Genomic DNA, 25118 nt, shown 5'->3' with positions numbered 1-25118 from the left:
TATGACGGAATTGCGTGATGGCCTTTTTCATCACCGCTCCGCTGCCCTGATTTTGTCACACAACAGAAACATTAAAGTCAGTCCGGATAACCGTGAAGGTTTGATGTAGCGACGCCTTGACGCGTGCTTTATTCCCGTCAGGTTACTGATTCCTCATGAAAAGAGAGCAGGCATTATGGCAAGTACTCTGGTACTGAATGACCGTCGCCGCACGTTTAGCGGCACAAGAAAAAACGTCATCGCGAAAGTCGCATTAAGCTTCTCAGATTTACTTTCGATTAACCTGGCACTGTTTCTTTCTGCTGCCACCCTGCAGGGTATTTGGGGTAATCTGGATATATTTATTCCACCGCAGGAAGTTGAAGTGCGCTTTATTGCCCAGTCCGTCATGTCAGTATTGTGTACCGCCTGGTTCTGGATGCGACTGCGCCACTATACTTATCGCAAGCCATTCTGGTTTGAATTAAAAGAGATTATCAAAACTCTGGTGATTTTCTCGCTGCTGGATCTGGCCCTGATTGCGTTTTCTAAATGGGATTTCTCCCGCATGCTGTGGAGTTTTACCTGGATCTACGCGCTGATTCTGGTTCCGCTACTGCGCTCATGCGTGAAGAATGCCATTCTGAAAGCAGGTCAGTGGCAGAAGCACACCATCATTATCGGCTCGGGTAGAAATGCCCGGGAAGCTTATGCCGCATTACAGAGCGAAGAGCTGCTGGGCTATGACGTGAAAGCGTTCGTCGCACCGGCCGGTGAAAGCGGCCCTGAAAGCTTTAACGGCATTCCGGTTATCACCCATAAAGATATCGTCTGGGATACCGTCGACCTCGATAACACCCAGTTTATCGTGGCGATGGAGAACGACCAGCGTGCAATCCGCGATAAGTGGCTCAAGCTGCTGTCGAAGAAAAAATGCCGTTCGGTCTCAGTGGTACCTACCCTGCGTGGCGTGCCGCTGTATGGTACAGACATGTCCTTTATCTTCAGTCATGAAGTGATGCTGTTGCGCGTCAGCAACAATCTGGCAAAGCGCTCTTCCCGCTTCCTCAAGCGCATGTTTGACATCGTGGTGGCCTCAATGCTGCTGCTGCTGCTCGCCCCGGCCTTTGGCCTGATTTGCTGGATGGTCAGCCGTGACGGCGGCAGCCCAATCTACGGTCACGAGCGCGTGGGCCAGGACGGCAAGAAATTCAAATGCCTGAAGTTCCGTTCAATGGTAATGAACTCCAAAGAAGTGCTGGAGAAGCTGCTGGCGACCAGCGAAGAAGCCCGCGCCGAGTGGGATAAAGATTTCAAGCTGAAAAACGACCCGCGCGTGACCAAAATCGGTTCGTTTATGCGTAAAACCAGCCTTGATGAGCTGCCGCAGCTGTGGAATGTGATCCGCGGTGAAATGAGTCTGGTCGGTCCGCGCCCGGTTATTGAAGCCGAGCTGGAGCGCTATGCCGGTGACGTTGACTACTACCTGATGGCTAAACCGGGGATGACCGGTTTGTGGCAGGTCAGCGGTCGTAACGATATCGACTATGACACCCGCGTCTACTTCGACTCCTGGTATGTTAAAAACTGGGCGCTGTGGACCGACATTGCCATTCTGTTCAAAACCGCAGGCGTGGTATTACGTCGTGACGGTGCTTATTAATCCTCAGTAACGCCCGTCTGCGATAGTCATGCCGTGCCGCCGGGCATGACTATCGCCACCTCAATTCCCCTTTTTGCCATTTTCTGCTTTTCTTTTCCCGGCGTTATCTCTACCCTGTCCGGCTTGCTTTACTTCGGACCTCTCCATTCCATGCAAAAATTCACGCTGCTACTGCTCAGCCTGGTGCTCCTTGCCCCGCTGGGTATTGACCTCTATTTACCTACGCTGCCGGATATCGCCGCCGGACTGGCAACGCCTGTCACCACCATTCAGACCACTATCCCGCTGTTTCTGCTGGTTATGGGGCTGGGGCAGATCATTGCCGGACCGCTGGTGGACAATCTGGGTCGTAAGCCTATCGCGCTGATCGGTCTGCTGCTGTATGTCGGCGGCAGCGTGCTGGCCGCGACCGCCACGGGCTGGCCGCAGTTTCTTAGCGCCCGTATTATTCAGGGCTGTGCCGTCTGCTGCACCGCCGTGGTGGCATTCAGTGGCGTGCGCGACCGCCTTGACGGCGATGAAGCGGCGCGCGCTTACGGCTTCCTGAATGGCGCACTGAACATTGTCCCGGCGCTGGCACCGATGCTCGGCGGATTTCTGGCTGAAGCCTTCGGCTGGCGCGCCAATTTCTGGTTCCTGACCGGCTATGCGCTGTTTATTGGCCTGCTGGTGATCTTCTTCCTGCCGGAAACCCGACCGGCCGACACGCAAAAAGTCAAAGGAGTGCCGCTGCGCCAGTACTGGCAGATCCTCCGCCAGCCGCGTTTCCTCGCCTTTGCTTTTGCCAATGCGGGCGCGCTCGGTATGGTACTGACCTACGTTTCTCTCGCCCCGCACGTGTTAATGACCGAAGGCCAGCTCAGTGCCCTGCAGTTCTCGATTGCCTTTGGCGCGAACGGATTCTGGATCATGCTGGTGAGCGTGCTGGTCAATAAGATGATCCGCAAGCTGGGCCGCCCGATCTGCCTGGCGAGCGGCGCGCTGGCCATGACGCTGGGCGCGCTGATGCTGATGGCTGGCGTGATGCTGTTCCCCGAAAGTATGCAGAGCCACTGGGCGCTGTATATGCTCCCGGTTGCGGTTTCCGTTGCGGGTCTGGCCTTTACCGTCGGTCCGGCCACCAGCTATGCGCTGGAGCCTTATCAGCAGCAGGCAGGCGTGGCTTCCGCGCTGGCTGGGTTTATTCAGATGGCCGGGGGTTCTTCTGCGGGACTGCTGGTGATGGCGCTGCCGCTGGCGGAGAAATCCGCACTGGCGCTGATGATGGTGGCCGGAGCACTGCTGGCATTTACCGCATGGCGTATGAGCCGTAAAGTGCGCGGTACGCTGACCGCGCTCTAAGTTTACTCCACGACGACCGGCACCCGACGGGCGAGCGCGCACATCAGCTCGTAACCTACGGTGCCGGAAGCGGACGCCACGTCATCAATCTTCACGTTATTGCCCCACAGCTCAACCTTGCTGCCGATACCGGCCTGCGGGCACGGCGTTAAATCTACCGTGATCATATCCATTGAGATGGCCCCTACGGTGCGTGTTAACGTGCCGTCGACCACGATCGGCGTGCCGGTCGGCGCGTGGCGCGGGTAGCCATCCGCGTAGCCGCAGGCCACCACACCGATACGCTGTTCGCCAGCGGCACGATAGCGCGCGCCATAACCGACTGCGGCACCGGCAGCCAGCTGCTGAATGCCGATTATTTCCGTGTTTAAACTCATCACCGGCTGCAGCCCACTCCCGGCGATATCCTGCCACTGTCCGCTTGGGGAAGCGCCATAAAGAATAATGCCGGGCCGCACCCAGTTATGATGGGTCTCTGGGTGCCACAGCGTGGCGGCGGAGTTAGCCAGCGAACGCGCACAGTCCAGCCCCTCCGCGGCCTGGTTGATACGCCGCATCGGCTCGACGATGCCTGCTGCGCTCTCTGCTTCGGCAAAGTGCGCCATCAGCGTCATCTCGCCAACGTTAGCTAATGAACGCAGTTTTTGCCAGGCGTTGTGCACCTGCTCTGGCTGAAAGCCGAGTCGATTCATCCCGCTGTTCATTTTCAGGTAGATATCCAGCGGCGCAGAGAGTTTCGCCTCTGCCAGCGCTTTGATCTGCCAGTTGCTGTGCAGGCTGGTGGTCAGGCGGTAGCGATCGAGCAGTTCGATATCGCTGGGATGGAAGAAGCCTTCCAGCAGCAGTATCGGCTTTCTCCAGCCGCGATCGCGTAGCAGGATCGCCTCTTCGAGGTCGAGCAGCGCAAAACCATCGGTCTCTGCCAGACTTTCCCAGACGCGTTCAATACCGTGCCCGTAGGCGTTGGCTTTCACCACGGACCACAGGCGCGAATTCCGGGCGGCCTGGCGCGCCACTGCCAGGTTTTGCCGCAACGCGGCGCGATTAATCGTTGCGACAATCGGACGTGACATACCCTCTCCTCTCCTTGAATAACTTATAACCGTGGGCTGCATTAACGAATATTGGCACCGTGCAGCGTGGTCGCTGCAGCCGGAGCATATCCCGGCAGATAGCGCATGACGGACAGATCGTCAGCCGCAATCGCGGGCGTGCGGCCGGAAATAATGTCGGCCAGCAGCTGACCAGAACCGCATGCCATGGTCCAGCCAAGAGTACCATGACCGGTATTAAGGAACAGGTTTTTCAATGGGGTACGGCCGACAATCGGCGTTCCGTCCGGGGTCATCGGGCGCAGCCCGCTCCAGAACGTCGCCTGCTCAATATGCCCACCCTGCGGATAGAGATCGCGCACCACCATCTCCAGCGTGGCGCGACGCGCAGGCAGTAGTTTGGTGTTGTAGCCGACAATTTCCGCCATGCCGCCCACGCGGATGCGGTCGTCAAATCGGGTGATTGCCACCTTGTAGGTTTCATCGAGCACCGTTGAGACCGGCGCGGCATCTGCATCTTTAATTGGAATGGTCAGCGAGTAACCTTTTAGCGGATAGACAGGCACTTTGACGATCTCATCCAGCAGCGCCGTTGAATACGATCCGAACGCAACGACGTAAGCCTCAGCCGTCACCCGCTCATCGCCACACTGCACGCCGGTAATCTTATTCCCTTCCTGGAGTAACCCGTCAACCGGGGTATTAAAACGAAACTCTACCCCAGCGTCAGCAGCCATTTTAGCCAGCCGCTGGGTAAACAGCTGGCAGTCACCGGTTTCATCATTAGGTAACCGCAGCCCGCCGGTCAGCTTGTGCTGCGTGGCGGCCAGCGCCGGTTCCGCCTGCGCCAACTGCGCGGCTTCCAGCAGCTCGTAAGGCACGCCGGCCTCCTTCAGCACGGCGATATCTTTGGCCGCGCTTTCATACTGCTGGGCGGTGCGGAACAGTTGCAGCGTGCCGCCCTGGCGCCCTTCATAGGCAATGCCTGTTTGCTGGCGCAGCGCCTTCAGGCAGTCCCGGCTGTATTCGGCAATGCGCACCATGCGGCTTTTATTTTGTTGATAGTGGCGCATATCGCAGTTACGCAGCATCTGCCACATCCACTCGAGCTGGAAACGGCTTCCGTCCAGACGAATCGCCAGCGGAGCATGGCGCTGAAACATCCATTTAATGGCTTTTAGCGGCACGCCCGGCGCAGCCCAGGGGGCAGCATAACCCGGCGAGATCTGCCCGGCATTACCCGCGCTGGTTTCAAGTGCCGGGCCGGGCTGCCGGTCGATAACCGTCACCTGATGCCCGGCCTGTGCCAGATACCAGGCGCTCGCCACGCCAACCACTCCACTGCCCAGAATGACAACACGCATAACCACCTCGCCGAGAATTAGAAAAGAACAATGCACTGGATTTTTAGTTATCGACTGGATGAAAAAACCAGAGAGCACTTCATCCTGCCACTGACAAATTTCACATATTTTTTACCTGATGCCGAAATAAAAACAAGATGCTGCCATCATTTCAGTTGAAAACTCTAACAAAGACACTTTTCAAGCAGGTAATAATCAATAAATAGCATAATTGCGCAAACATCAGCACAAACGATCCCCGTCATAACTTTTCACGATAAACAGTATATTATTCTAAAAAAACAGCCTTAAGCTGCATTTAACCTCAGGTAAAAACCTTTTTTAACCCAACGCTGTATTTTGTATCGAAAATTTCAATTGTTTTCGCAAGAGGGATAAGAGACAGTGAACTATCATTGAGATATTGGTTTTAATTCCAGGCTTATCATCACGGCACGGCTGCGGGTGAAGCTGACATGAAAACGGACATTTTGCCGCTACGGATGTATCGCCAGAAACCGGTTTTATAAAAAGGGGTGCGCTATGACCACGATCTTTGACGTTCCGATTAAGGACAGCAAACGACTCGATGATGGACCAGACTGGACCTTCGACCTGCTTGATGTGTATCTCAAGGAGATTGACCGCGTCGCCAAATCTTACCGCCTTGATACCTACCCGCACCAAATCGAGGTCATTACCTCGGAACAGATGATGGACGCCTACTCCAGCGTCGGCATGCCAATCAACTACGCCCACTGGTCATTCGGTAAGAAATTTATTGAGACCGAGCAGCGTTACAAGCATGGGCAGCAGGGTCTGGCGTATGAGATCGTCATTAACTCCAATCCCTGCATCGCCTATCTGATGGAAGAAAACACCATGACGATGCAGGCGCTGGTTATGGCGCATGCCTGTTATGGGCACAACTCCTTCTTCAAAAATAACTACCTGTTCCGCAGCTGGACCGATGCCAGCTCGATTGTCGACTATCTGATCTTTGCCCGTAACTATATTACCCAGTGTGAAGAGCGTTATGGGGTGGAACAGGTCGAGCGGCTGTTGGACTCCTGTCATGCGTTGATGAACTACGGCGTTGACCGCTACAAACGCCCACAGAAGATCTCGCTGCAGGAGGAGAAAGCCCGCCAGAAGAGCCGCGAGGAGTATCTGCAAAGCCAGGTTAACATGCTGTGGCGCACCCTGCCGCGCCGCGAGCGTGAGGAGACCCACTTCGCCAATACCCGCTATCCGGCGGAGCCGCAGGAGAACATTCTCTACTTTATGGAGAAGAATGCTCCGCTGCTCGAACCGTGGCAGCGTGAGTGCCTGCGTATCGTGCGTAAAGTAAGCCAGTATTTCTATCCGCAAAAGCAGACTCAGGTTATGAACGAGGGCTGGGCGACCTTCTGGCACTACACCATCCTTAATCACCTGTACGATGAAGGCAAAGTATCCGAGCGCTTTATGCTGGAGTTCCTGCACAGCCATACCAACGTGGTGTTCCAGCCGCCGTATAACAGCCAGTGGTACAACGGCATCAACCCCTATGCGCTGGGCTTTGCCATGTTCCAGGATATCAAACGTATTTGTGAAGAGCCGACGGAGGAGGATCGTTACTGGTTCCCGGACATCGCCGGTTCGAACTGGCTGGATACCCTGCACTTCGCGATGCGCGAATTTAAGGATGAGAGCTTTATCAGCCAGTTCCTGTCACCGAAAGTGATGCGTGACTTCCGCCTGTTTACCGTGATGGATGATGACCGCAATAATTTCCTTGAGATTGCGGCTATCCACGATGAAGCCGGATATCGGGCTATTCGCCAGCAGCTGTCCGCTCAATATAACTTGAGCAATCTGGAGCCGAATATTCAGGTTTATGACGTTGATTTACGTGGGGATCGCTCACTGACGTTACGCTATGTGCCGCATAACCGGGCACCGCTCGACAAGAGCCGTCGTGAAGTGTTGAAACACGTACACCGCCTGTGGGGCTTTGATGTCAATCTCGAGCAGCAGAACGATGACGGCAGCGTTGAAATTTTAGACCGCTGTCCGCCGCGTGCCGGAACAGCTATCTGAGGACAATTGTAGGGGACGACCGCTTTTATGGTCGTCCCTTTTAATTTCAGCGACGCGCCGGCGGCAGGTCGGTCGGCATGCTGATCTGCATGGCGTGCCAGATTTCGCCGCTGCGGCGGCCGTAGTCACGCACGCTGTCGACAATCAGCTCATAGTTTTTAGTCTGCAGGATTTCCAGCAGCTGCTGATAGAACGCCTGCGCCAGACGGCGCGCTTCCGGATTAGAGAAGTAGTGGCGGCCAACGCGGGTATAAAGCCCTTTCAATCCATTAAGAATCAGACCGTATATCGGGTTGCCTGAAGCAAAGGCCAGCCCGCGGAAAATATTGTAGTCAAGGTTGGTATACGCCTCGGCCTGGTCCTCAACCTGATTGGCCGTTTCCAGCACTTCGCGGGCTTTTTCCGGATAGGTGCGGATAGCGCGGCGGATAAAGATTGAAGAGATATTGGTGCGCACGGAGAGCAGATTGTCGATCAGCTGCGGCACGCTGTCATGGTCAAGCCGGGCCAGGGTTTCCAGAATACTCAGCCCGGAAGTTTCCCAAAAATTGTTCACCTTAGTCGGTTTACCATGCTGAATGGTCAGCCAGCCATCGCGCGCCAGGCGCTGAAGCACTTCGCGCAACGTGGTGCGGGTAACGCCAATCAGTTCGGAGAGCTCACGCTCTGCAGGCAGGATAGAACCCGGAGCAAAACGATTATTCCAGATACTTTCAATAATATACTCTTCAGCGAAACCCGCAGGGCTCTGCGCTTTAATGACCATAGCGTTCTATTTCCGTTGCGTTCAGGACTGCAAAATTTCAGCTCATCATACCAGACGCCCCAGGCTTCACCTAGCCTGGCTACCGGGGAAAAAGCGATCATCTGCAAAAATCAGAGATTCTTTTCCGGTAACGGATGGCGCTTTATCGGCTTCTTTTTCCGTGTCGGGTTCGAAAGCTGAAAACTTCACTTTTTTACTAACGGGTTTATTTTAAGTCATTTTCCCGCTTAAATTTTTCTCACGCAGGCTGGCATGCTGGCGCTTTTCGTTTACACTGCCGTTTCAACGCCTACTACACGGACAGACTTATGTTGAGATACCTGAATCGCTGCTCTTATGGCCGGGGTGCCTGGCTTTTAATGGCGCTAGCGGCTTTTGCCCTGGAGATGACAGCGCTCTATTTTCAGCACGTGATGCTGCTGAAACCCTGCGTAATGTGCATTTATGAACGTTGCGCGCTGTTTGGCATTATGGGTGCAGGGATTGTCGGTGCCATCGCACCAAAAACACCGCTGCGCTGGGTGGCAATCGTCATCTGGCTGTACAGTGCCTGGGAAGGGGTGCGTCTGGCGTGGGAACACACGATGATCCAGCTGCATCCGTCACCGTTTGTCACCTGTGATTTTGCTGCTCGCTTCCCGACGTGGCTGCCGCTGGATAAATGGCTGCCGTCGGTATTTGTCGCCTCAGGTGACTGCGCGGAGAAATCCTGGTCGTTTCTGACGCTGGGTATGCCGCAGTGGCTGGTGGGAATCTTTGCGGCTTACCTGCTGGTTGGCGTGCTGGTGCTGATTGCCCAGGCGTTTAAACCGAAAAGACGCGATCTGTTCTCACGTTAAGCTTGCCAGAGCCAGCGTCCGCTGGCTCTGCTCCTCCGCCTTCTGTACTACTTGCCGTACCAGCGCGGACGGTTAATGATGTGCTCTTCCCAGTCTACGACTTCGCTCTCATGCACGGCAATGTGGCGCACCGAAATACGCGCGGCATGCATTGCGGCACGTGAACCGCTGCGCAGTGGATGCCACGGCGGCAGAGTTTTGCCTTCAGCCAGCACGCGATAGGCGCAGCTCGGCGGCAGCCACTGGAAGGTGGGCAGATTATCGCGCGTCAGCTTGATGCAATCCTCCTCCAGTTCGAAACGGGTTTCATAGTTACGGCACTGGCAGGTTTTGATGTTCAGCTGATTACAGGCGACGTTGGTGAAGTAGATTTCATCGGTATCGGCATCCTGCAACTTATTCAGGCAGCACTGACCGCAGCCATCACATAAGGATTCCCATTCCTCGTCGCTCATTTGTTCCAGCGTTTTACGCTGCCAGAAAGGGGTCTCAGTCATGTTAGCGTCCAGTAAAAGTAAAAGCCCGAACCTTATAAGGGGTTTGGGCTTCAGTTGCAAGTGTTGTCGCCTTGGCGGGTGATTACAGGACCCGGGTGGCAACCCCTCTTCCGCCCAGAGAGACTTCCAGCTTATCGCCAGAAACCATCGGGCCAACCCCTTCTGGCGTGCCGGTCAGGATCACGTCGCCCGCACGCAGGGTGAAGAACTGGCTCATGTAGGCAATCAGCGGCACAATTTTATGGATCATGTCCGCGGTGCTGCCCTGCTGGCGCACTTCGCCGTTGACCACCAGCTTCAGTTCTACGTCCTGAGGATCTTCTTTGAACTCACTGACCGGAATAAAACCAGAGAGCGGGCAGGAGTTATCAAAGCCTTTGGCTTTTTCCCAGGGTTGACCGGCTTTCTTGCACCCGGCCTGCACGTCACGCAGGGTTAAATCCAGCGCAACGCCGTAGCCGGCAATCGCCTTTGCCACATGCTCAACGCTTGCATGCTTCAGCGTCGCGCCAATCAGCACTGCCAGCTCAACTTCGTGATGCACCGCGCCTAACCCCTGCGGAATCGATAGCGGCTGGCGCATATCGCACAGCGCAGTTTCCGGCTTGATGAACAGTACCGGCTCAGTCGGCGTAGCGCTGCCCATCTCTTTAATATGTTTAGCGTAGTTACTGCCCACGCACACGACCTTACTTGCCGGAAAATCTAACAGTTCGCCCTGCCAGTTGTGATGCTGATACATACTCTTCCCCTGCCTGGTTGGTGAGCGGCGCCGACATCGTGCCAGCGCACGTCGTGATGGGTTTAGTGCTTACTGTGCCGCAAGTGCATCGGCCATGGTGCCAATACTGATAGCGAAATAATAGGATCGATTCCAGTGCATCAGAGTGCGGAAATTGTCATAAACCATGAATGAACGGCCGTCGCCATCTTCCGGGGTCACAATCCATGCCCGCTGTGCGCCGTTGCTGGCCGCATCGGGATTATTGGCCTGCACGCCCAGCTGCTGCCACTGCGCCACGGTTTTCGCCTGCGGCGTTTTCAGCCCGGCCAGCTGCGCACCAAAGTTGCCCGGCAGCGTCACTTCCACGCCCCAGCGCTGGCCCGCCTGCCAGCCTTCACGCTGCAGATAATTAGCGGTGGAAGCAAAGACATCATCAAGGTTGTTCCAGATATCGATTTTGCCATCGCCATCGCCGTCTTTACCATAAGTCAGGAAAGAGCTTGGCATAAACTGGCTCTGCCCCATCGCACCGGCCCACGAGCCCTTTAGATCGGCAGCGGACATCTGCTGCTGCTGAATGATTTTTAGCGCCGCCATCAGCTCTTTGGTAAAGAACGCCTCGCGGCGGCCCTCAAATGCCAGCGTTGACAGTGCGGAGACCACTTCCTCTTTGCCCTGGATGCTGCCGAACTGACTTTCCATAGCCCACAGCGCCACAATGTAATTGGCCTGCACGCCAGAAGCGGCAGCAATCGGCTGCAGCTGATTCTGATACTGCTGCAGATTCTCGCGCCCTTTATCGATCTTCGCCTGGGTGATCACCCGGCTAAGGTAGTCGTTAAGGGTGATTTTTTTCTCGAGCTGCCCGCGGTCGGATTTGATCACCCGATCAACAAAATGCACGCCGGTGAATGCCGTATCGATAGTAGCCTGGTCGATTCCCTGCTGGCGGGCCTGGGCTTTAAGCTGCTCCACGTAGGCCGGGAACTCTGCGGGATCGCGCCCCTGTTGCGCCAGGGTGCTACTGCTCGGGGTTGGCTTCAGGAAGCCACCGGAAGGTGTGGGGCTGGCTGCAGGTTTAGCTGCAGGTTCTGAGGTTTCGGGGGCCGGAGCGGCGTGGTTACTGGCGGCACAGCCAGCCAGGGCGACGGTGAACAGTAAAGTGTGCAGGGCTGACAGCTTCATGCGGCATCCTTTTTTTTTACGCTCTCCACCGTCGAATTAAAACATCCAGGGGGGTTCTGAACGGTGGAGATATATTTGCAGATGAATCCTAATTAAAGTTTTTTATCATTTTCCAGGTGCATCTTAAGCAGACTTTCTACCGGCGGCGGCATCTGTAAATAAAAGCCTTCATCACGCAGCGCCGCTTTCACTTTCTCGATATCCGCACCTACCAGCTTCTTACTGCCGTCAAGCGGCAGCAGCATTGCCAGCTGCGGTTTGCCGAACCCTTTCAGTAAGGCTTCGGGAACGCGGGAGAAATCGTCTTTTTTTTCGACATAAAGATAAGTCTGGTCACGCTGGGGACTTCTGTAGATCACACAAAACATATTTTTTACTCGAATTAACCGGGATGGTGGCTTGCCTGAATATTACAGTAACTATAACATGCTTGCAGAACTTCGGAATATTCACGGCTTTGATTAATCACCGTCTTGTGGGGTTGATTTAGCCGGGTAAGAAATAACAGGACTGAGCGGGACAGATGTCACAATCGCCAATCGAGTTAAAGGGCAGTAGTTTTACGCTGTCGGTCGTTCATTTGCACCACACCGATCCTGATACCGTGCGTCGGGCACTGGAGGAGAAGGTCAGCCAGGCTCCGGCCTTTCTGAAGAATGCCCCCGTGGTCGTCAACGTTTCGTCGCTTTCGCGCGAAGTTAACTGGCGGCTGATGCAGCAGGCTATTGTGGCGACAGGCTTACATATTGTTGGCATCAGTGGCTGCAAGGATGAGCAGTTAAAACGCATGATTGCGCGCTCGGGCCTGCCCGTCCTGAGCGAAGGCAAAGAGCAGAAGAAAAATGCTGAGGCAGCCGCACTGCCGGTGCCGGTTGCCCCGACTGAGCTACCTGCCACCAAAACCCGGATTATCTCCACACCGGTTCGTTCCGGGCAGCAAATCTATGCCAAAAACAGCGATCTTATCGTCACTAACAGCGTCAGCGCCGGTGCTGAACTGATCGCCGATGGCAATATCCATATTTACGGCATGATGCGTGGGCGTGCGCTGGCTGGCGCCTCCGGCGATAAAAATTGCCAGATTTTTTGTACCAGTTTATCAGCTGAACTGGTCTCCATAGCCGGTAACTACTGGATTATGGACCAGATCCCCGCTGAATTTTTCGGAAAAGCGTCGCGTCTTTGTCTCAAAGATGGCGCCCTGACTATACAAACATTGAACTGAGCCAGGCTCACGAGCCCTTTCTTTTCTTAAGGAAATTACTATATGGCACGCATTATTGTTGTTACATCGGGTAAGGGAGGCGTTGGTAAAACCACGTCCAGCGCGGCCATCGCTACCGGTTTGGCGCAGAAAGGTAAAAAAACTGTCGTTATCGATTTCGATATCGGTCTGCGTAACCTCGATTTGATTATGGGCTGTGAACGCCGTGTGGTTTATGACTTTGTTAACGTGATTCAGGGTGATGCCACGCTGAACCAGGCGTTAATCAAAGATAAACGCACCGAAAACCTGTTTATTCTGCCAGCGTCGCAAACCCGTGATAAAGATGCACTGACCCGCGAAGGCGTGGAAAAAGTGCTGAATGACCTCGGCAACATGGAGTTCGATTTCGTGGTGTGTGACTCCCCGGCGGGGATTGAAACCGGTGCCCTGATGGCGCTCTATTTCGCCGACGAAGCGATCATCACCACCAACCCGGAAGTGTCGTCAGTGCGCGACTCCGACCGTATTCTCGGTATCCTGTCCTCCAAATCACGTCGTGCGGAGAACGGCCAGGACCCGATTAAAGAGCATCTGTTACTGACCCGCTATAACCCGGGCCGCGTAAACCGCGGTGACATGCTGAGCATGGAAGACGTACTGGAAATTCTGCGTATTCCACTGGCCGGCGTGATTCCGGAGGACCAGTCCGTGCTGCGCGCCTCAAACCAGGGTGAGCCAGTGATCCTGGACGCTGAATCAGACGCAGGTAAAGCTTATGCCGATACCGTTGACCGTCTGCTCGGTGAAGAACGTCCCTTCCGCTTCATTGAAGAAGAGAAGAAGGGTTTCCTGAAACGCCTGTTTGGGGGATAAACCATGGCCTTACTCGATTTCTTTTTATCCCGTAAAAAGAGCACAGCCAATATAGCCAAGGAGCGGCTGCAGATTATTGTGGCGGAACGCAGAAGGGGCGACAGTGAGCCCCACTATCTGCCACAGCTGAAAAGGGACATTTTGGAAGTGATCTGCAAATACGTGAAAATTGATCCAGAGATGCTGAGCGTCAAGCTGGATCAAAAGGATGATGACATCTCTATTCTTGAGTTGAACGTCACCCTGCCAGAGACAGAAGCGGAAGCGGAAGACACACCGAAATGATCCCCAACCGTTCCTGATTTTCCCCTGCTATCGCAGCAGGGGACAATTTCTTCGCGCGTTTAGTACGCCGCGAGCAGTTCGTTGATACCCTTTTCCAGCAGTTTCCCACGCCAGCCATCCACCAGCTCCGGCTTGGTCGTTTGTGGTTTCAATTTCCAGTACCAGCTCAGCAGCTGATTGATCTGACGGCGCGATGCCAGCAGTTCCTGACTGACGCCATGCTGTTCCGCCGACTCCGCCACCAGGGCTTTTAACCCTTTGAAAACCTGCTTGTAGTTCGGATAGTCAACCAGATTCGGCAACGGCTGCGGTAGCTCTGCTTCGCTCAGTGCATTGGCCTGCGCCACCATCGCTACCAGCGCTTTGCCGTGGAAACGGATCTCCTGCCCGGCCAGCCCCAGATGGTCCAGCTCGCCCAGCGAACCCGGCATAAAGCGGGCGACTTTCCACAGGTTCTCTTCGCGTACCACAAAGTTAACCGCCATATCTTTCTCGCGTGCCAGCTCAAGCCGCCAGGCAGCCAACAGGCGCAGCGCGGCCAGCTGACGTGGGCGCAGCTGCCAGGCATTGGTGATTTCACGCCAGGCATCCTGCGGGTCAAGCAGCGTAGTGCGGCGCTTGCACAGCAGCTGGCACTCATCCAGCGCCGCGTCCATCTGCCCTGCTGCTTCGGTCTCTGCCATCAGCTTATGCGCAATCGGCAGCAGATAGAACACGTCAGCAGCAGCGTACTGGCACTGTTTTTCGGTTAGCGGGCGCGCTATCCAGTCAGTACGTGACTCGCTTTTATCCAGCGCAATGCCGGTAAAGGACTCAACGATCGTCGCGAAGCCGCACGACAGCGGGCGGCCGCTAAAGGCAGCGAGGATCTGCGTATCGATCATCGGCTGCGGCAGCACGCCAAACTCGTGATGGAATACTTCGAGGTCTTCACTCCCGGCATGCAGGAATTTGATGCACTGTGCATCGACCAGCAGATCGCGGAACGGTGTCCAGTCGGTGATCGGCAGCGGGTCGATCAGTGAAATAGTCTCCCCATCGAACAGCTGGATTAAACCGAGACGCGGGTAGTAAGTACGGGTACGGACGAATTCAGTATCCAGCGCCAGCGCAGGAACCTGACGGGCGCGCAGGCAGACCTCGGCCAGCGCCTCATTGGTGGTGATCATGGTGTAATTCAAATTTGTATTCTCTCGCCACAGGGGCCATTGCCCTGTAGTCAGCTGGCGTTAACAATAAAAATGCCGGGTAACCCGGCATTGTACGTTAGCAGGAAAAGCCATTGGCGATCAGCCTGTGGGCTGGGCCGTCTTGATGGCTTCCTCGCGCAGTTCGCGACGCAGTATTTTGCCGACGTTGGTCTTCGGCAGCTCATCACGGAACTCAACAATTTTAGGAATTTTATATCCTGTCAGATGCTTCTTGCAGTGAGCCAGCAGTTCATCTTTCGTCAGTGACGGATCCTTCTTCACCACGCAGATTTTCACCATCTCACCCGCGACATCATTCGGCACGCCAATGGCGGCTGCTTCGCGCACTTTTGGGTGCAGCATCAGCACATCCTCGATCTCATTAGGATAAACGTTGAAACCGGAAACCAGAATCATATCTTTTTTACGATCGACAATACGCAGGAAACCTTCGTGGTCAACGGTAACAATATCACCGCTGCGAAGCCATCCATTTTTTAAAACTTCATCGGTTGCATCAGGGCGCTGCCAGTATCCCAGCATCACCTGCGGGCCTTTAATACAGAGTTCGCCCGGTTCACCTTCCGGCACTTCATTCCCGGCTTCGTCCACCAGCATGATATCGGTAGAGGGCACCGGTAAACCAATGCTGCCGTTATGGCAGGTAATGTCGTACGGGTTGACCGACACCAGCGGGGAGCATTCTGTCAGGCCGTAACCTTCCAGCAGATAATGGCCGGTCAGCTTCTCCCAGCGCTCGGCCACCGCCTTCTGCACCGCCATGCCGCCACCGGCGGATAAACTCAGCGTTGAGAAATCGAGCTGGTTGAACGCGGCATCGTTAAGCAACGCGTTAAATAGCGTGTTAACGCCGGTGATCGCGGTAAAGGGATATTTCGCCAGCTCTTTTACCAGCCCCGGAATATCACGTGGGTTGGTGATCAGCAGGTTAGCGCCGCCCAGCTCGATAAACAGCAGGCAGTTCACCGTCAGCGCGAAAATATGGTACAGCGGTAGCGCGGTGACCACGGTATGTTCACCGGCCTTAAGCAACGAGCCATAGGTCGCCTTGGTCTGCTCAAGGTTAGCCTGCATGTTGCGGTGCGTCAGCATGGCGCCCTTGGCGACACCGGTAGTGCCGCCGGTATATTGCAGGAAAGCGAGATCGTCATTGATAATCTCCGGCTTAACATACTCCAGCTGTGCCCCGCTGTGCAGCGCCTGACGGAACGAAATCGCTCCGGGGAGATAATATTTCGGCACCATTTTTTTGATGTATTTGACGACGAAATTGACCAGCGTACCCTTGGCCGGGGAGAGCTGGTCGCCAAGGCGCGTCAGGATCACGTGCTTAACCTGGGTTTTTGCCACCACTTTTTCCAGCGTGTGGGCAAAGTTGGAGACAATCACAATCGCACTGGCACCGCTGTCATTCAGCTGATGTTCCAGCTCTCGCGGGGTATACAGCGGGTTAACGTTCACCACAATCATGCCGGCACGCAGGATGCCGAACAGGGCAATCGGGTACTGCAGCAGGTTTGGCATCATCAGCGCTACGCGGTCGCCCTTTTTCAGCCCCAACCCCTGTTGCAGATAGGCGGCAAATGCGCGGCTGCGCGCATCCAGCTGACGGAAGGACATGCTCTGCCCCATATTGATAAATGCCGTTTGCTCAGCGTAACGCAGCGCCGCGTGCTCAAACAGTTCGATCAGCGACCGGTAGCGATCGGGGTTAATATCAGCAGGTACATCAGCGGGGTAGCGGTTTAGCCAAACCTTATGCAAGGAATCACCTCGAAAATTATTATTTGTTGTCATCGCAGCCTCGACCGATCGGCATCTGTTAACATTATTTTAACTCAGCGTACCAGTTTGCTCAGGTCTCTGTTTTGAGGTTGCGAAGCCCATCACTAAATTTCTCTCATCCGGAGAGAATCAATAAAAACGGCATATCGCCAGCGGCTGGCAGATATGCCGTCGTCAATGTTTACGCGCTGTGGCTACTCGGTGAGAATGGTCTGCACCTGCGCCGGGCCGGTGTTGTAGTAACCCCACGGGGCCGGGCCCCAGTAACCTCCGCGATGGCGGCCGTTGCCGGGGCCATACCAGATCCACGGGTCGATAGGCTGCGGCGGCGTAACGATCTGCTGGCTCATATGCCAGCGCTGATAGCCGGTCACACTCACCACCACGAAGCTATACTGCGCCTCGCCAATCTTGCCTTTCTCAGTGCCCTTGATCGGCCCGACCACGGTGACCATCTGGTTATTGAAATCCACCGGATCGAGGAAACCGTTCACGTCAGCAAAGATACGGCCAATAGAGGCGCTGCCAAGAATTGGGCGCGCCCCGTCATCAAGGCGCATGGCGGCAATTTCCAGCCGCGTCATACCGTTGCGGTTGTCGACTTTGATGACTTTCCCGCCAAAGCGCGACTCCTGACCAACAAACAGTTCTGGCGCACTTAACACCCGCACCAGATCCTGCTGGGGCGTGGGCGAGGAGCCTTTAACTGAATCCGGCACGGTGACACAGCCGCTGAGCAACAGCGACACCAATAACAAACCACTTAACTGCCAGATACTCGGTTTACGCATTAAGATTCTCCCTGGTTTATGCTACTTCGACTGCATCCCATTTAAATAGTTGCCGACGGCTACTCGCGACCCGGTAATTTTTTCCACGCCACTTCATTACGCAGGTAAGTCGGCTCTGCGTGTTCAGGGGCCACGGTCTGCCCGGCGGCCAGCGCCTGCCCGGCCAGCGGCAACATATCTTCTGCGCGCGGTAGCGTCACATCAGTGACGGTTAAGCTCAGCGGGCTGTTTTCTGCCAGCTGCGGCCATGCCTGCCAGCCGGTGCCAACGCAGGCCCATTCACCACTCAGCTGCGCCATACGCGCCGCGGCGGCTTCCGGTTTCAGCACCGCTTCGCTCTGCTCACCGTGCCAGACGCCCTGCTCATCGCGCTGATATTCTGCCCAGTAAACTTCGCCCATGCGTGCATCAATCGCGGCCAGCACGCGGGAAGCCCCATGCAGACGCCATGCGCTCTGCGCCATGGTTTGCAAGGTGGAAACGCCAATCAGCGGCAGGCTGGCACCCAGCGATAATCCCTGAGCGATGCCAATGCCAATGCGCACGCCGGTAAAGCTGCCGGGGCCACGCCCGAATGCCAGCGCATCCAGTTCGCTTAATGCCACCCCGCCCTCGCGCAGGATCTGCTGCACCAGCGGCAGAATGCGTTGCGTATGTTCACGCGCGCAGAGTTCAAAGTGGGCTAACGTCTGACCGTGGTTCAGCAACGCAACCGAACAGGCTTCTGTCGCCGTATCAATAGCTAAAATTCGCGTGGACATCACAACCTCAGGGGGAGAAAAATTTTCGGCGCGCATCATAGCATACTGCCGCCGGATCCATTACTGCTTGTCGCTGGCTTAAGAAACGCCACGGCCTTGTCTAAATCTCGGGTACGCGGCGTCGGCGGCAAACTGTTAACGAAAACCGCGCCGTAGGGGCGCATCACCAGGCGGTTATCACAAATAACCAGCACGCCGCGATCGTCAACATCGCGGATCAGACGGCCTACCCCCTGTTTAAGGGTGATCACCGCATCCGGCAGCTGCACTTCATCAAACGGATCCCCGCCGCGCACCTTGCAGTCTTCCATACGCGCTTTTAGCAGCGGATCGTCCGGCGAGGTAAACGGCAGCTTGTCGATAATCACCAGCGACAGGGCATCACCGCGCACATCCACCCCTTCCCAGAAGCTGCTGGTTGCCACCAGCAGGGCATTACCCGCCGCGACAAACTGCTTAAGCAGCTGGCCTTTGCTGGTTTCACCCTGCAGCAGCACGGGTAAGGTCAGCATGGCGCGAAACTCTTCCGCCAGCTCGCGCATCACCTTGTGCGAGGTACACAGGAAGAAGCAGCGCCCGTTGTTGGCTTCAATCAGTGGGCGCAGCATGCGTGCCAGCTGGCGCGTCCCGCCGGGTTGATTTGGTGAGGGCAGATTACGCGGCACGCACAGCAGCGCCTGGCTGGCGAAATCAAACGGACTGTTGAGGATCAGCGTCTCCGCCTGGCCGACGCCAAGGCGGTCGACAAAGTGGGTCATCTGCTCATTCACCGCCAGCGTGGCCGAGGTAAAGATCCAGCTGGCCGGACGCTCATCCATCACTTCGCGGAAGCGATCGGACACCGAGAGCGGCGTCAGCGCCAGCACAAAGTGGCGCGAGTTGCACTCATACCAGTAGCTGAATCCCGGCTGCGAAACATCTTTCAGGCGCTTTAAACGCCCGCGGTAGAGCGCGGCGCGCTCAAAGGCGGCATCCAGCAGTGCAGAGCGCCCCAGCGAGAGCTTCGCCACGTCGTAACAGAGTTCCAGCGCGTCGTCGAGCAGCAGCAGCGCGCGCTGAATCTGCTGATTGCTCAGTAAATCGCGCAGGTTGCCGCGAAAACCGGGGTCGCCCAGCGCGATGCGGAAATCCTGGGCGCACTGCGCCAGCCTGTCGGCGGATTTTTGCAGCTGCTGGACGTCACGGATCTCGGTACGGTAGGCAATATTGATGTCTTTCGCCAGGTCAAGCAGCTGGCGGCTGGAGAGCTGCTGGCCAAAGTACTGGCTGGCGATATCCGGCACCTGATGCGCTTCGTCGAAGATCATCACGTCAGCATCCGGGATCAGCTCCGCAAAGCCCCCCTCTTTCACCACCATATCGGCGAGAAACAGATGATGGTTGACCACCACCACGTCGGCATCCATCGCTTTACGGCGGGCTTTAACCACGAAGCAATCTTTATACTGCGGGCAGTCGCTGCCAAGGCAGTTATCGTTGGTGCTGGTGACCAGCGGCCAGATGGTGCTGTCTTCCGCCACGCCACCGCAGGTGCTGATATCGCCATCGACGGTTTCGTTTGACCAGCCGCGCAGGTGAACGAGATCGCTCATCGCCTGCACCGCCAGTTCACCACCGGCCATCGACTGCTGTTCCATGCGTTCCAGACACAGATAGTTGGAGCGCCCCTTCAGCAGGGCCACGCTGCCTTTGAACTTTAGCGCTTTGGCGACCGTCGGCAGGTCGCGGCTGTAAAGCTGGTCCTGCAGGGCTTTTGAACCGGTCGAGACGATCACTTTCTTTCCGGAACGCAGTGCCGGGGCAAGATAGGCATAGGTTTTACCGGTGCCGGTACCGGCCTCGACCACCAGTTCGCTCTTGCCCTCAATCGCCCGGGCCACGGCGGCGGCCATCTCCCGCTGTGGTTCACGCGGCCTGAAGCCGGGTATAGCCTGCGCCAGGGCGCCGTCTGCTGCAAAATCGTCTGCCACACATCCTCACTGCCGGAAAAAAACACCTGTAATTATGTCAGTATCCACCGGTCTGAGCCACCCTTAAGGTGACAAGCCGCCTGAATCTGTGCCAGTCTGTCTGCGTTTAAAAGTATCAGTAATAAAGGAATGCACATGACCATCGAACGTATTGACCCAGAGCACCGCATGTCAGAAGCCGTGATCCATAACGACACGGTGTATTACACCAGCGTGCCGGAAAATCTGGATGAGGATGCCGAAGCGCAGACCGCCAACGCCCTCGCGGTAATTGATAAGCTGCTGACGCGCGTCGGCTCAGATAAAAGTAAGATTCTGGATGCCACCATTTTTCTGGTGCACAAAGAAGATTTTGCCGCGATGAATCGCGCGTGGGATGCCTGGGTCTCGCCGGGTAATGCGCCCGTGCGCTGCACCGTACAGGCCAATTTGATGAACCCGAAATATCTGGTCGAAATTAAAGTGGTTGCCGCGAAGTAACCTCTTTCCCCTGCTAGCAGCGGGCAGGGGTAAACCACTTGCATCGATCTTATCAGGCTATTTTACTTGGTATTTTGTCCCTGGGCAGTGCTCACAAACTGCGAGCAGTTTGAACGCCCTTCAGGGCGGCCCGGAGGGCGAGCTTCGCGAGTAAAATCCTCACGTACTGCGTGTACGCTACGGTTTTTCCGCACTGTCCGCGTCCAAACTGTCTGCGGCAATTACGCCCGGTAAGACAGATGCTCACTCTTCTTCGTCTTCTTCTTCGTCGTGGTTGTTATCGCCCATGTAGTCTTCTTCATCTTCGTCAAACATCACCGGAACATGTCCGCCCGTGTGATTCTCACGAATTTCAGCTGCCACCATGCCAATGGCCTCGCCACTGCTCATGCCATTTGCCATCAGTTCCTGAATGCGTTCTACGGCCTGTTGCTGCTCTTCGTACGACAGCGCGGGTAATCCTGTAAACATAGTGACTCCTGGGTGGATTTGCTGCGGGATTATTCCACGGGCGACAAAGAGATGCCAGCGGCTTAAAAATATGTCAGGCTTGCGCACCTGTGTACCTTTATCTGCTGAAGAACCATGTCGCCTGTCTATCATCCTCTGAAGTATACGCCAGATGCGCTGGCCGATCGGTTTGCCACCCTTTCCCATCTGCCATGGGCAATGCTGCTGCACTCTGGCTTTGCCGACCACAGCGATAACCGCTTTGATATCCTGGTGGCTCAGCCGTGTATCACCCTCACCACGCGCGGCGCAGAGACGGTAATCGAGCATGCAGCCGGGACGATAGTCAGTGAGGATGACCCACTCGCGCTGCTGCAGCAGCAGCTGGAAAACTGCGGCCTGCGTGCTGAGCATCATGACAGCCTGCCGTTTCAGGGCGGTGTGCTTGGCCTGTTTGGCTACGACCTCGGCCGGCGCTTTGAAAAACTGCCCGTTACAGCACAGCAGCAGCTGACCACGCCGGATATGGCGGTAGGCATTTACGACTGGGCGCTGATTGCCGATCACCACCAGCAAAAACTGACGCTGGTGGTTCATGGCGACGTGCAGGCGCGGCTGGACTGGCTGGACGATCAGCAGGCGGCAGCTCAGCCCGCCTTCCGCCTGACCAGCAGCTGGCAGGCGAATATGTCGCGTCAAGAATACGGTGAGAAGTTCCGTCAAGTGCAGCAGTGGCTGCTCTCCGGCGACTGCTATCAGGTAAATCTCGCCCAACGCTTCAACGCCAGCTACGCGGGCGATGAATGGCAGGCATTCCGCCAGCTGTGCGCCGCCAACCGCGCACCGTTCAGCGCTTTTCTGCGCCTGCCGGACAGCGCAATCCTCAGCCTGTCGCCAGAAAGGTTTATCAAGCTGCAGCGTCAGCAGATTGAAACGCGCCCGATTAAAGGCACGCTGCCGCGCCTGGCCGATCCCGTGGCCGACCGCCTGCAGGGAGAGAAGCTGGCGCAGTCGCCAAAGGATCGCAGCGAGAATCTGATGATCGTCGACCTGCTGCGTAACGATATCGGCCGCGTTGCCACCCCGGGCAGCGTCAAAGTGCCCGAGCTGTTCGTGGTTGAGCCGTTCCCGGCGGTGCATCATCTGGTCAGCACTATCACTGCCGAGCTAAAACCTGCGCTTTCCGCCTGCGATCTGCTGCGCGCCTGCTTCCCGGGCGGGTCGATTACCGGTGCGCCAAAAGTGCGGGCGATGGAAATTATTGAAGAGCTGGAGCCACAGCGGCGCAATGCCTGGTGCGGCAGTATCGGCTATCTCAGCGTTTGCGGGCGCATGGACACCAGCATTACCATCCGCACGCTGATTGCCGAGCGCGGCACCCTCTATTGTGCTGCCGGAGGCGGGATCGTTGCCGACAGCGAAGAAGCGGCGGAATATCAGGAAACCTTCGATAAAGTGAACCGCATTTTACCCTGCCTGGAGCAGCTGACTGATGACGCATGACAACCCGGTGCTGGAGCGCTTTCTGGCGCGTTTTATTCTGCAACCGCCCGCTGCCGGGCAGCAGAATTTGCCGCGTCGGCAGGCTGCCGTGCTGGTGCCGATCGTCGCTCATCCCAGCCCAACCTTACTGCTGACCCGCCGTGCCGCCACGCTGCGTAAACATGCCGGGCAGGTGGCGTTTCCCGGCGGCATGATGGACAGCAGCGATGCCTCCCTGGTGGCCACCGCCCTGCGTGAAGCCGCTGAAGAGGTCGCGATCCCGCCGGCGGCGGTCAGCGTGGTCGGCATTCTGCCTGCGGTCACCAGCAGCACCGGGTTCCAGGTTACGCCGGTCGTCGGCGTGCTGCAGCCGGGTCTGGAGTGGCAGGCCAACGAGGGCGAAGTGGAATCGGTGTTTGAGATGCCGCTGGAAGAAGCGCTGCGTCTGAGCCGCTACTCCGCGCTGGATGTGCATCGTGGCGGGCAGTCACACCGCGTCTGGCTATCATGGTTTGATGACTACTTTATCTGGGGAATGACCGCCGGGATTATTCGCCAGCTTAGCCTTCAGGTAGCTAAACCGGCCTGAATCGGTTAAAATCCAGCCATTAGTTGCAGATAAAACCACCTTCACATTATTTATCACCAGAAAATCGCAGCGTGGCGATCCAAATCACTGCAATTCGGCAGTTTTTCATTTATATTTCTCGCCATTCGTGGGCTACCACCGTGAGCAATGCCCACCGCGAGCAATAATCCTGACAGGAGCGTGTAACGTGATTAGCGTTTTCGACATGTTTAAGATCGGCATTGGCCCGTCCAGTTCTCATACTGTCGGCCCGATGAAAGCCGGCAAACTGTTTGTCGACGATCTGGTAAATAACCGCCAGCTCTCTTCCGTGACGCGCATCGCCGTCGATGTGTATGGTTCCCTGTCGCTGACCGGCAAAGGGCACCACACCGATATCGCCATCATTATGGGGCTATCCGGGGCTTCCCCCGAAACGGTCGACATTGATGCTATTCCCGGCTTCATCCGCGACGTGGAGCAGCGCCAACGCCTGCTGCTGGCTAACGGCGCACACGAAGTCGACTTCCCGCGTGAGGGCGGCATGGTGTTCCGCAGTGATAATCTGTCGCTGCATGAGAACGGCATGAGCATTCACGCCTTTGCTGGCGACCTGAAAATTTACAGCAAAACCTACTACTCCGTCGGCGGTGGTTTTATTGTCGATGAAGAGAGTTTTGGTAAAACCGTGCTGAACGAAGTGTTGGTCCCCTACCCGTTCAACTCCGCCAAAGAGATGCTGGAGCACTGCCATCAGACCGGCCTCTCCTTGTCCGGCATGATTATGAAGAACGAACTGGCCGTGCACAGCCGTGCCGACATTGAGCGTTACTTTGCCGATATCTGGCAGACCATGCGCGACTGTATCGATCGCGGCCTGAATACCGAAGGCGTACTGCCAGGCCCGCTGCGCGTTCCGCGCCGTGCTTCCGCGCTGCGCCGGCTGCTGACCTCTTCCGATAAGCTGTCCAGCGATCCGATGAACGTTATCGACTGGGTCAACATGTTCGCGCTGGCGGTGAATGAAGAGAACGCTGCCGGTGGCCGCGTCGTGACAGCGCCAACCAACGGCGCCTGCGGCATCGTGCCTGCGGTGCTGGCGTATTACGATCGCTTTATCGAATCGGTTAGCCCTGACATCTTCATCCGCTACTTTATGGCCTCCGGCGCTATCGGCATCCTGTATAAAATGAATGCGTCAATCTCTGGCGCTGAAGTGGGTTGCCAGGGCGAAGTTGGCGTCGCCTGCTCAATGGCCGCAGCGGGTCTCGCCGAGCTACTGGGTGCCAGCCCGGAACAGGTCTGCGTTGCTGCCGAAATCGGTATGGAGCATAACCTTGGACTGACCTGCGACCCGGTGGCAGGTCAGGTGCAGGTGCCGTGCATTGAGCGTAATGCCATTGCTTCGGTGAAAGCGATCAACTCGGCGCGCATGGCGATGCGCCGTACCAGCGAAGCGCGCGTCTCGCTGGATAAAGTGATTGAAACTATGTACGAGACCGGCAAAGACATGAATGCAAAATATCGTGAAACATCACGCGGCGGGCTGGCGATAAAAGTCCAGTGTGATTAATCACAGCGTAACGCCACCTCTGCGGTGGCGTTTTTTTTGTGTCTTAACGTAAAAATAATTTTCTTCTCCTGCTATCTCCGCAACCCGGAAACCGCTAGAGTGTTTTCGGCGTATCTACGCGAGTAACTTCCTGTTTTTGAGCGCTTCAGCTTTTATCTTCAGCACGACTAAACTTAATGCCCCTGTTGCCGATAATTGGTATTCGGTCTCT

The 25118-nt window shown here is 56.1% G+C and carries 24 protein-coding genes; 11 read left to right on the top strand and 13 right to left on the bottom strand.

What is annotated here, in order from left to right:
• Nucleotides 1-175: 175 nt before the first annotated feature.
• Nucleotides 176-1642 carry an undecaprenyl-phosphate galactose phosphotransferase WbaP gene (gene wbaP, locus ID864_RS02690; RefSeq protein WP_048915900.1) on the top strand — a complete coding sequence of 489 codons (1467 nt, stop codon included), beginning with the start codon at nucleotides 176-178 and terminating at the stop codon, nucleotides 1640-1642.
• Nucleotides 1643-1792: 150 nt separating this feature from the next.
• The gene (locus tag ID864_RS02685) at nucleotides 1793-2983 is read left to right on the top strand and encodes a multidrug effflux MFS transporter (protein WP_048915899.1); all 1191 of its coding nucleotides are present in this window, start codon (nucleotides 1793-1795) and stop codon (nucleotides 2981-2983) included.
• 2 nt (nucleotides 2984-2985) lie between these two features.
• Here ID864_RS02685 and dadX read toward each other — a convergent pair whose 3' ends face one another.
• Nucleotides 2986-4056, bottom strand: coding sequence for a catabolic alanine racemase DadX (gene dadX, locus ID864_RS02680; protein WP_191149364.1), 1071 nt, complete (start codon nucleotides 4054-4056; stop codon nucleotides 2986-2988).
• 41 nt (nucleotides 4057-4097) lie between these two features.
• On the bottom strand, nucleotides 4098-5399 hold the full coding sequence (locus tag ID864_RS02675) for a D-amino acid dehydrogenase (RefSeq protein ID WP_191149363.1): 1302 nt from the start codon (nucleotides 5397-5399) through the stop codon (nucleotides 4098-4100).
• A gap of 522 nt (nucleotides 5400-5921) precedes the next feature.
• Here ID864_RS02675 and ID864_RS02670 point away from each other — a divergent pair.
• Nucleotides 5922-7460 (top strand): SpoVR family protein, encoded by a 1539-nt coding sequence (locus ID864_RS02670; protein ID WP_048915891.1) that lies wholly within the window; start codon nucleotides 5922-5924, stop codon nucleotides 7458-7460.
• A 46-nt stretch (nucleotides 7461-7506) separates the two neighbouring features.
• Here the strand turns inward: ID864_RS02670 and fadR are convergent, their stop codons facing one another.
• Complete coding sequence (gene fadR / locus ID864_RS02665; RefSeq protein ID WP_048915890.1) at nucleotides 7507-8226, bottom strand: fatty acid metabolism transcriptional regulator FadR; 720 nt, start codon at nucleotides 8224-8226, stop codon at nucleotides 7507-7509.
• A 308-nt stretch (nucleotides 8227-8534) separates the two neighbouring features.
• On the opposite strand from fadR, the gene dsbB reads away from it, so the two are divergent.
• Complete coding sequence (gene dsbB / locus ID864_RS02660; protein WP_191149362.1) at nucleotides 8535-9065, top strand: disulfide bond formation protein DsbB; 531 nt, start codon at nucleotides 8535-8537, stop codon at nucleotides 9063-9065.
• A gap of 47 nt (nucleotides 9066-9112) precedes the next feature.
• Here the strand turns inward: dsbB and ID864_RS02655 are convergent, their stop codons facing one another.
• From ID864_RS02655 to ID864_RS02640, 4 genes are all read right to left on the bottom strand, one after another.
• Nucleotides 9113-9562: a YcgN family cysteine cluster protein gene (locus ID864_RS02655; protein WP_048915888.1), complete on the bottom strand. Its 450-nt coding sequence runs from the start codon at nucleotides 9560-9562 to the stop codon at nucleotides 9113-9115.
• A gap of 82 nt (nucleotides 9563-9644) precedes the next feature.
• Entirely contained in the window at nucleotides 9645-10304 is a 660-nt protein-coding gene (locus ID864_RS02650; RefSeq protein ID WP_191149361.1) for a fumarylacetoacetate hydrolase family protein, read from the bottom strand.
• Between the two features lie 69 nt (nucleotides 10305-10373).
• Nucleotides 10374-11471 carry a lytic murein transglycosylase gene (locus ID864_RS02645; protein ID WP_191149360.1) on the bottom strand — a complete coding sequence of 366 codons (1098 nt, stop codon included), beginning with the start codon at nucleotides 11469-11471 and terminating at the stop codon, nucleotides 10374-10376.
• Between the two features lie 92 nt (nucleotides 11472-11563).
• Nucleotides 11564-11839 (bottom strand): YcgL domain-containing protein, encoded by a 276-nt coding sequence (locus ID864_RS02640; RefSeq protein ID WP_048915885.1) that lies wholly within the window; start codon nucleotides 11837-11839, stop codon nucleotides 11564-11566.
• Between the two features lie 155 nt (nucleotides 11840-11994).
• On the opposite strand from ID864_RS02640, the gene minC reads away from it, so the two are divergent.
• Genes minC through minE form a run of 3 tightly spaced genes read left to right on the top strand, consistent with a single transcriptional unit; the run spans nucleotide 11995 to nucleotide 13836 of the window.
• Nucleotides 11995-12696 carry a septum site-determining protein MinC gene (gene minC / locus ID864_RS02635; RefSeq protein ID WP_048915884.1) on the top strand — a complete coding sequence of 234 codons (702 nt, stop codon included), beginning with the start codon at nucleotides 11995-11997 and terminating at the stop codon, nucleotides 12694-12696.
• A 42-nt stretch (nucleotides 12697-12738) separates the two neighbouring features.
• Nucleotides 12739-13551, top strand: a complete 813-nt coding sequence (gene minD / locus ID864_RS02630) for a septum site-determining protein MinD (RefSeq protein WP_048915883.1) — start codon at nucleotides 12739-12741, stop codon at nucleotides 13549-13551.
• 3 nt (nucleotides 13552-13554) lie between these two features.
• Nucleotides 13555-13836 carry a cell division topological specificity factor MinE gene (minE, locus tag ID864_RS02625; RefSeq protein ID WP_099753633.1) on the top strand — a complete coding sequence of 94 codons (282 nt, stop codon included), beginning with the start codon at nucleotides 13555-13557 and terminating at the stop codon, nucleotides 13834-13836.
• Between the two features lie 59 nt (nucleotides 13837-13895).
• Here minE and rnd read toward each other — a convergent pair whose 3' ends face one another.
• The 5 genes from rnd to ID864_RS02600 all read right to left on the bottom strand — a co-directional run bounded on the left by rnd (nucleotide 13896) and on the right by ID864_RS02600 (nucleotide 20354).
• Nucleotides 13896-15005 (bottom strand): ribonuclease D, encoded by a 1110-nt coding sequence (gene rnd / locus ID864_RS02620; RefSeq protein WP_191149479.1) that lies wholly within the window; start codon nucleotides 15003-15005, stop codon nucleotides 13896-13898.
• 120 nt (nucleotides 15006-15125) lie between these two features.
• Entirely contained in the window at nucleotides 15126-16811 is a 1686-nt protein-coding gene (gene fadD, locus ID864_RS02615; protein ID WP_133623769.1) for a long-chain-fatty-acid--CoA ligase FadD, read from the bottom strand.
• Between the two features lie 215 nt (nucleotides 16812-17026).
• The gene (locus tag ID864_RS02610; RefSeq protein ID WP_048915880.1) at nucleotides 17027-17623 is read right to left on the bottom strand and encodes a Slp family lipoprotein; all 597 of its coding nucleotides are present in this window, start codon (nucleotides 17621-17623) and stop codon (nucleotides 17027-17029) included.
• A 59-nt stretch (nucleotides 17624-17682) separates the two neighbouring features.
• Entirely contained in the window at nucleotides 17683-18384 is a 702-nt protein-coding gene (gene tsaB, locus ID864_RS02605) for a tRNA (adenosine(37)-N6)-threonylcarbamoyltransferase complex dimerization subunit type 1 TsaB (RefSeq protein ID WP_180276724.1), read from the bottom strand.
• A gap of 35 nt (nucleotides 18385-18419) precedes the next feature.
• The gene (locus ID864_RS02600; protein ID WP_048915878.1) at nucleotides 18420-20354 is read right to left on the bottom strand and encodes an ATP-dependent DNA helicase; all 1935 of its coding nucleotides are present in this window, start codon (nucleotides 20352-20354) and stop codon (nucleotides 18420-18422) included.
• Between the two features lie 135 nt (nucleotides 20355-20489).
• On the opposite strand from ID864_RS02600, the gene ID864_RS02595 reads away from it, so the two are divergent.
• On the top strand, nucleotides 20490-20834 hold the full coding sequence (locus ID864_RS02595; RefSeq protein ID WP_048915877.1) for a RidA family protein: 345 nt from the start codon (nucleotides 20490-20492) through the stop codon (nucleotides 20832-20834).
• A gap of 243 nt (nucleotides 20835-21077) precedes the next feature.
• Here the strand turns inward: ID864_RS02595 and ID864_RS02590 are convergent, their stop codons facing one another.
• Entirely contained in the window at nucleotides 21078-21305 is a 228-nt protein-coding gene (locus tag ID864_RS02590; RefSeq protein WP_048915876.1) for a YoaH family protein, read from the bottom strand.
• Nucleotides 21306-21419: 114 nt separating this feature from the next.
• On the opposite strand from ID864_RS02590, the gene pabB reads away from it, so the two are divergent.
• The 3 genes from pabB (at nucleotide 21420) to ID864_RS02575 (ending at nucleotide 24907) form a co-directional block, all read left to right on the top strand.
• A complete protein-coding gene (gene pabB / locus ID864_RS02585) occupies nucleotides 21420-22787 on the top strand; it encodes an aminodeoxychorismate synthase component 1 (protein WP_191149359.1) in 1368 nt (455 codons plus the stop codon).
• Complete coding sequence (locus tag ID864_RS02580) at nucleotides 22777-23355, top strand: CoA pyrophosphatase (protein ID WP_191149358.1); 579 nt, start codon at nucleotides 22777-22779, stop codon at nucleotides 23353-23355. The genes pabB and ID864_RS02580 overlap by 11 nt, the downstream gene beginning before the upstream one ends.
• Before the next feature lie 187 nt (nucleotides 23356-23542).
• On the top strand, nucleotides 23543-24907 hold the full coding sequence (locus ID864_RS02575; protein WP_191149357.1) for an L-serine ammonia-lyase: 1365 nt from the start codon (nucleotides 23543-23545) through the stop codon (nucleotides 24905-24907).
• Nucleotides 24908-25118: the final 211 nt, after the last annotated feature.

This window comes from Erwinia aphidicola, from assembly GCF_014773485.1.
In the GTDB taxonomy this organism is placed as follows: Bacteria; Pseudomonadota; Gammaproteobacteria; order Enterobacterales; family Enterobacteriaceae; genus Erwinia; species Erwinia aphidicola.
This window is presented reverse-complemented; position numbering and strand designations above follow the sequence as displayed.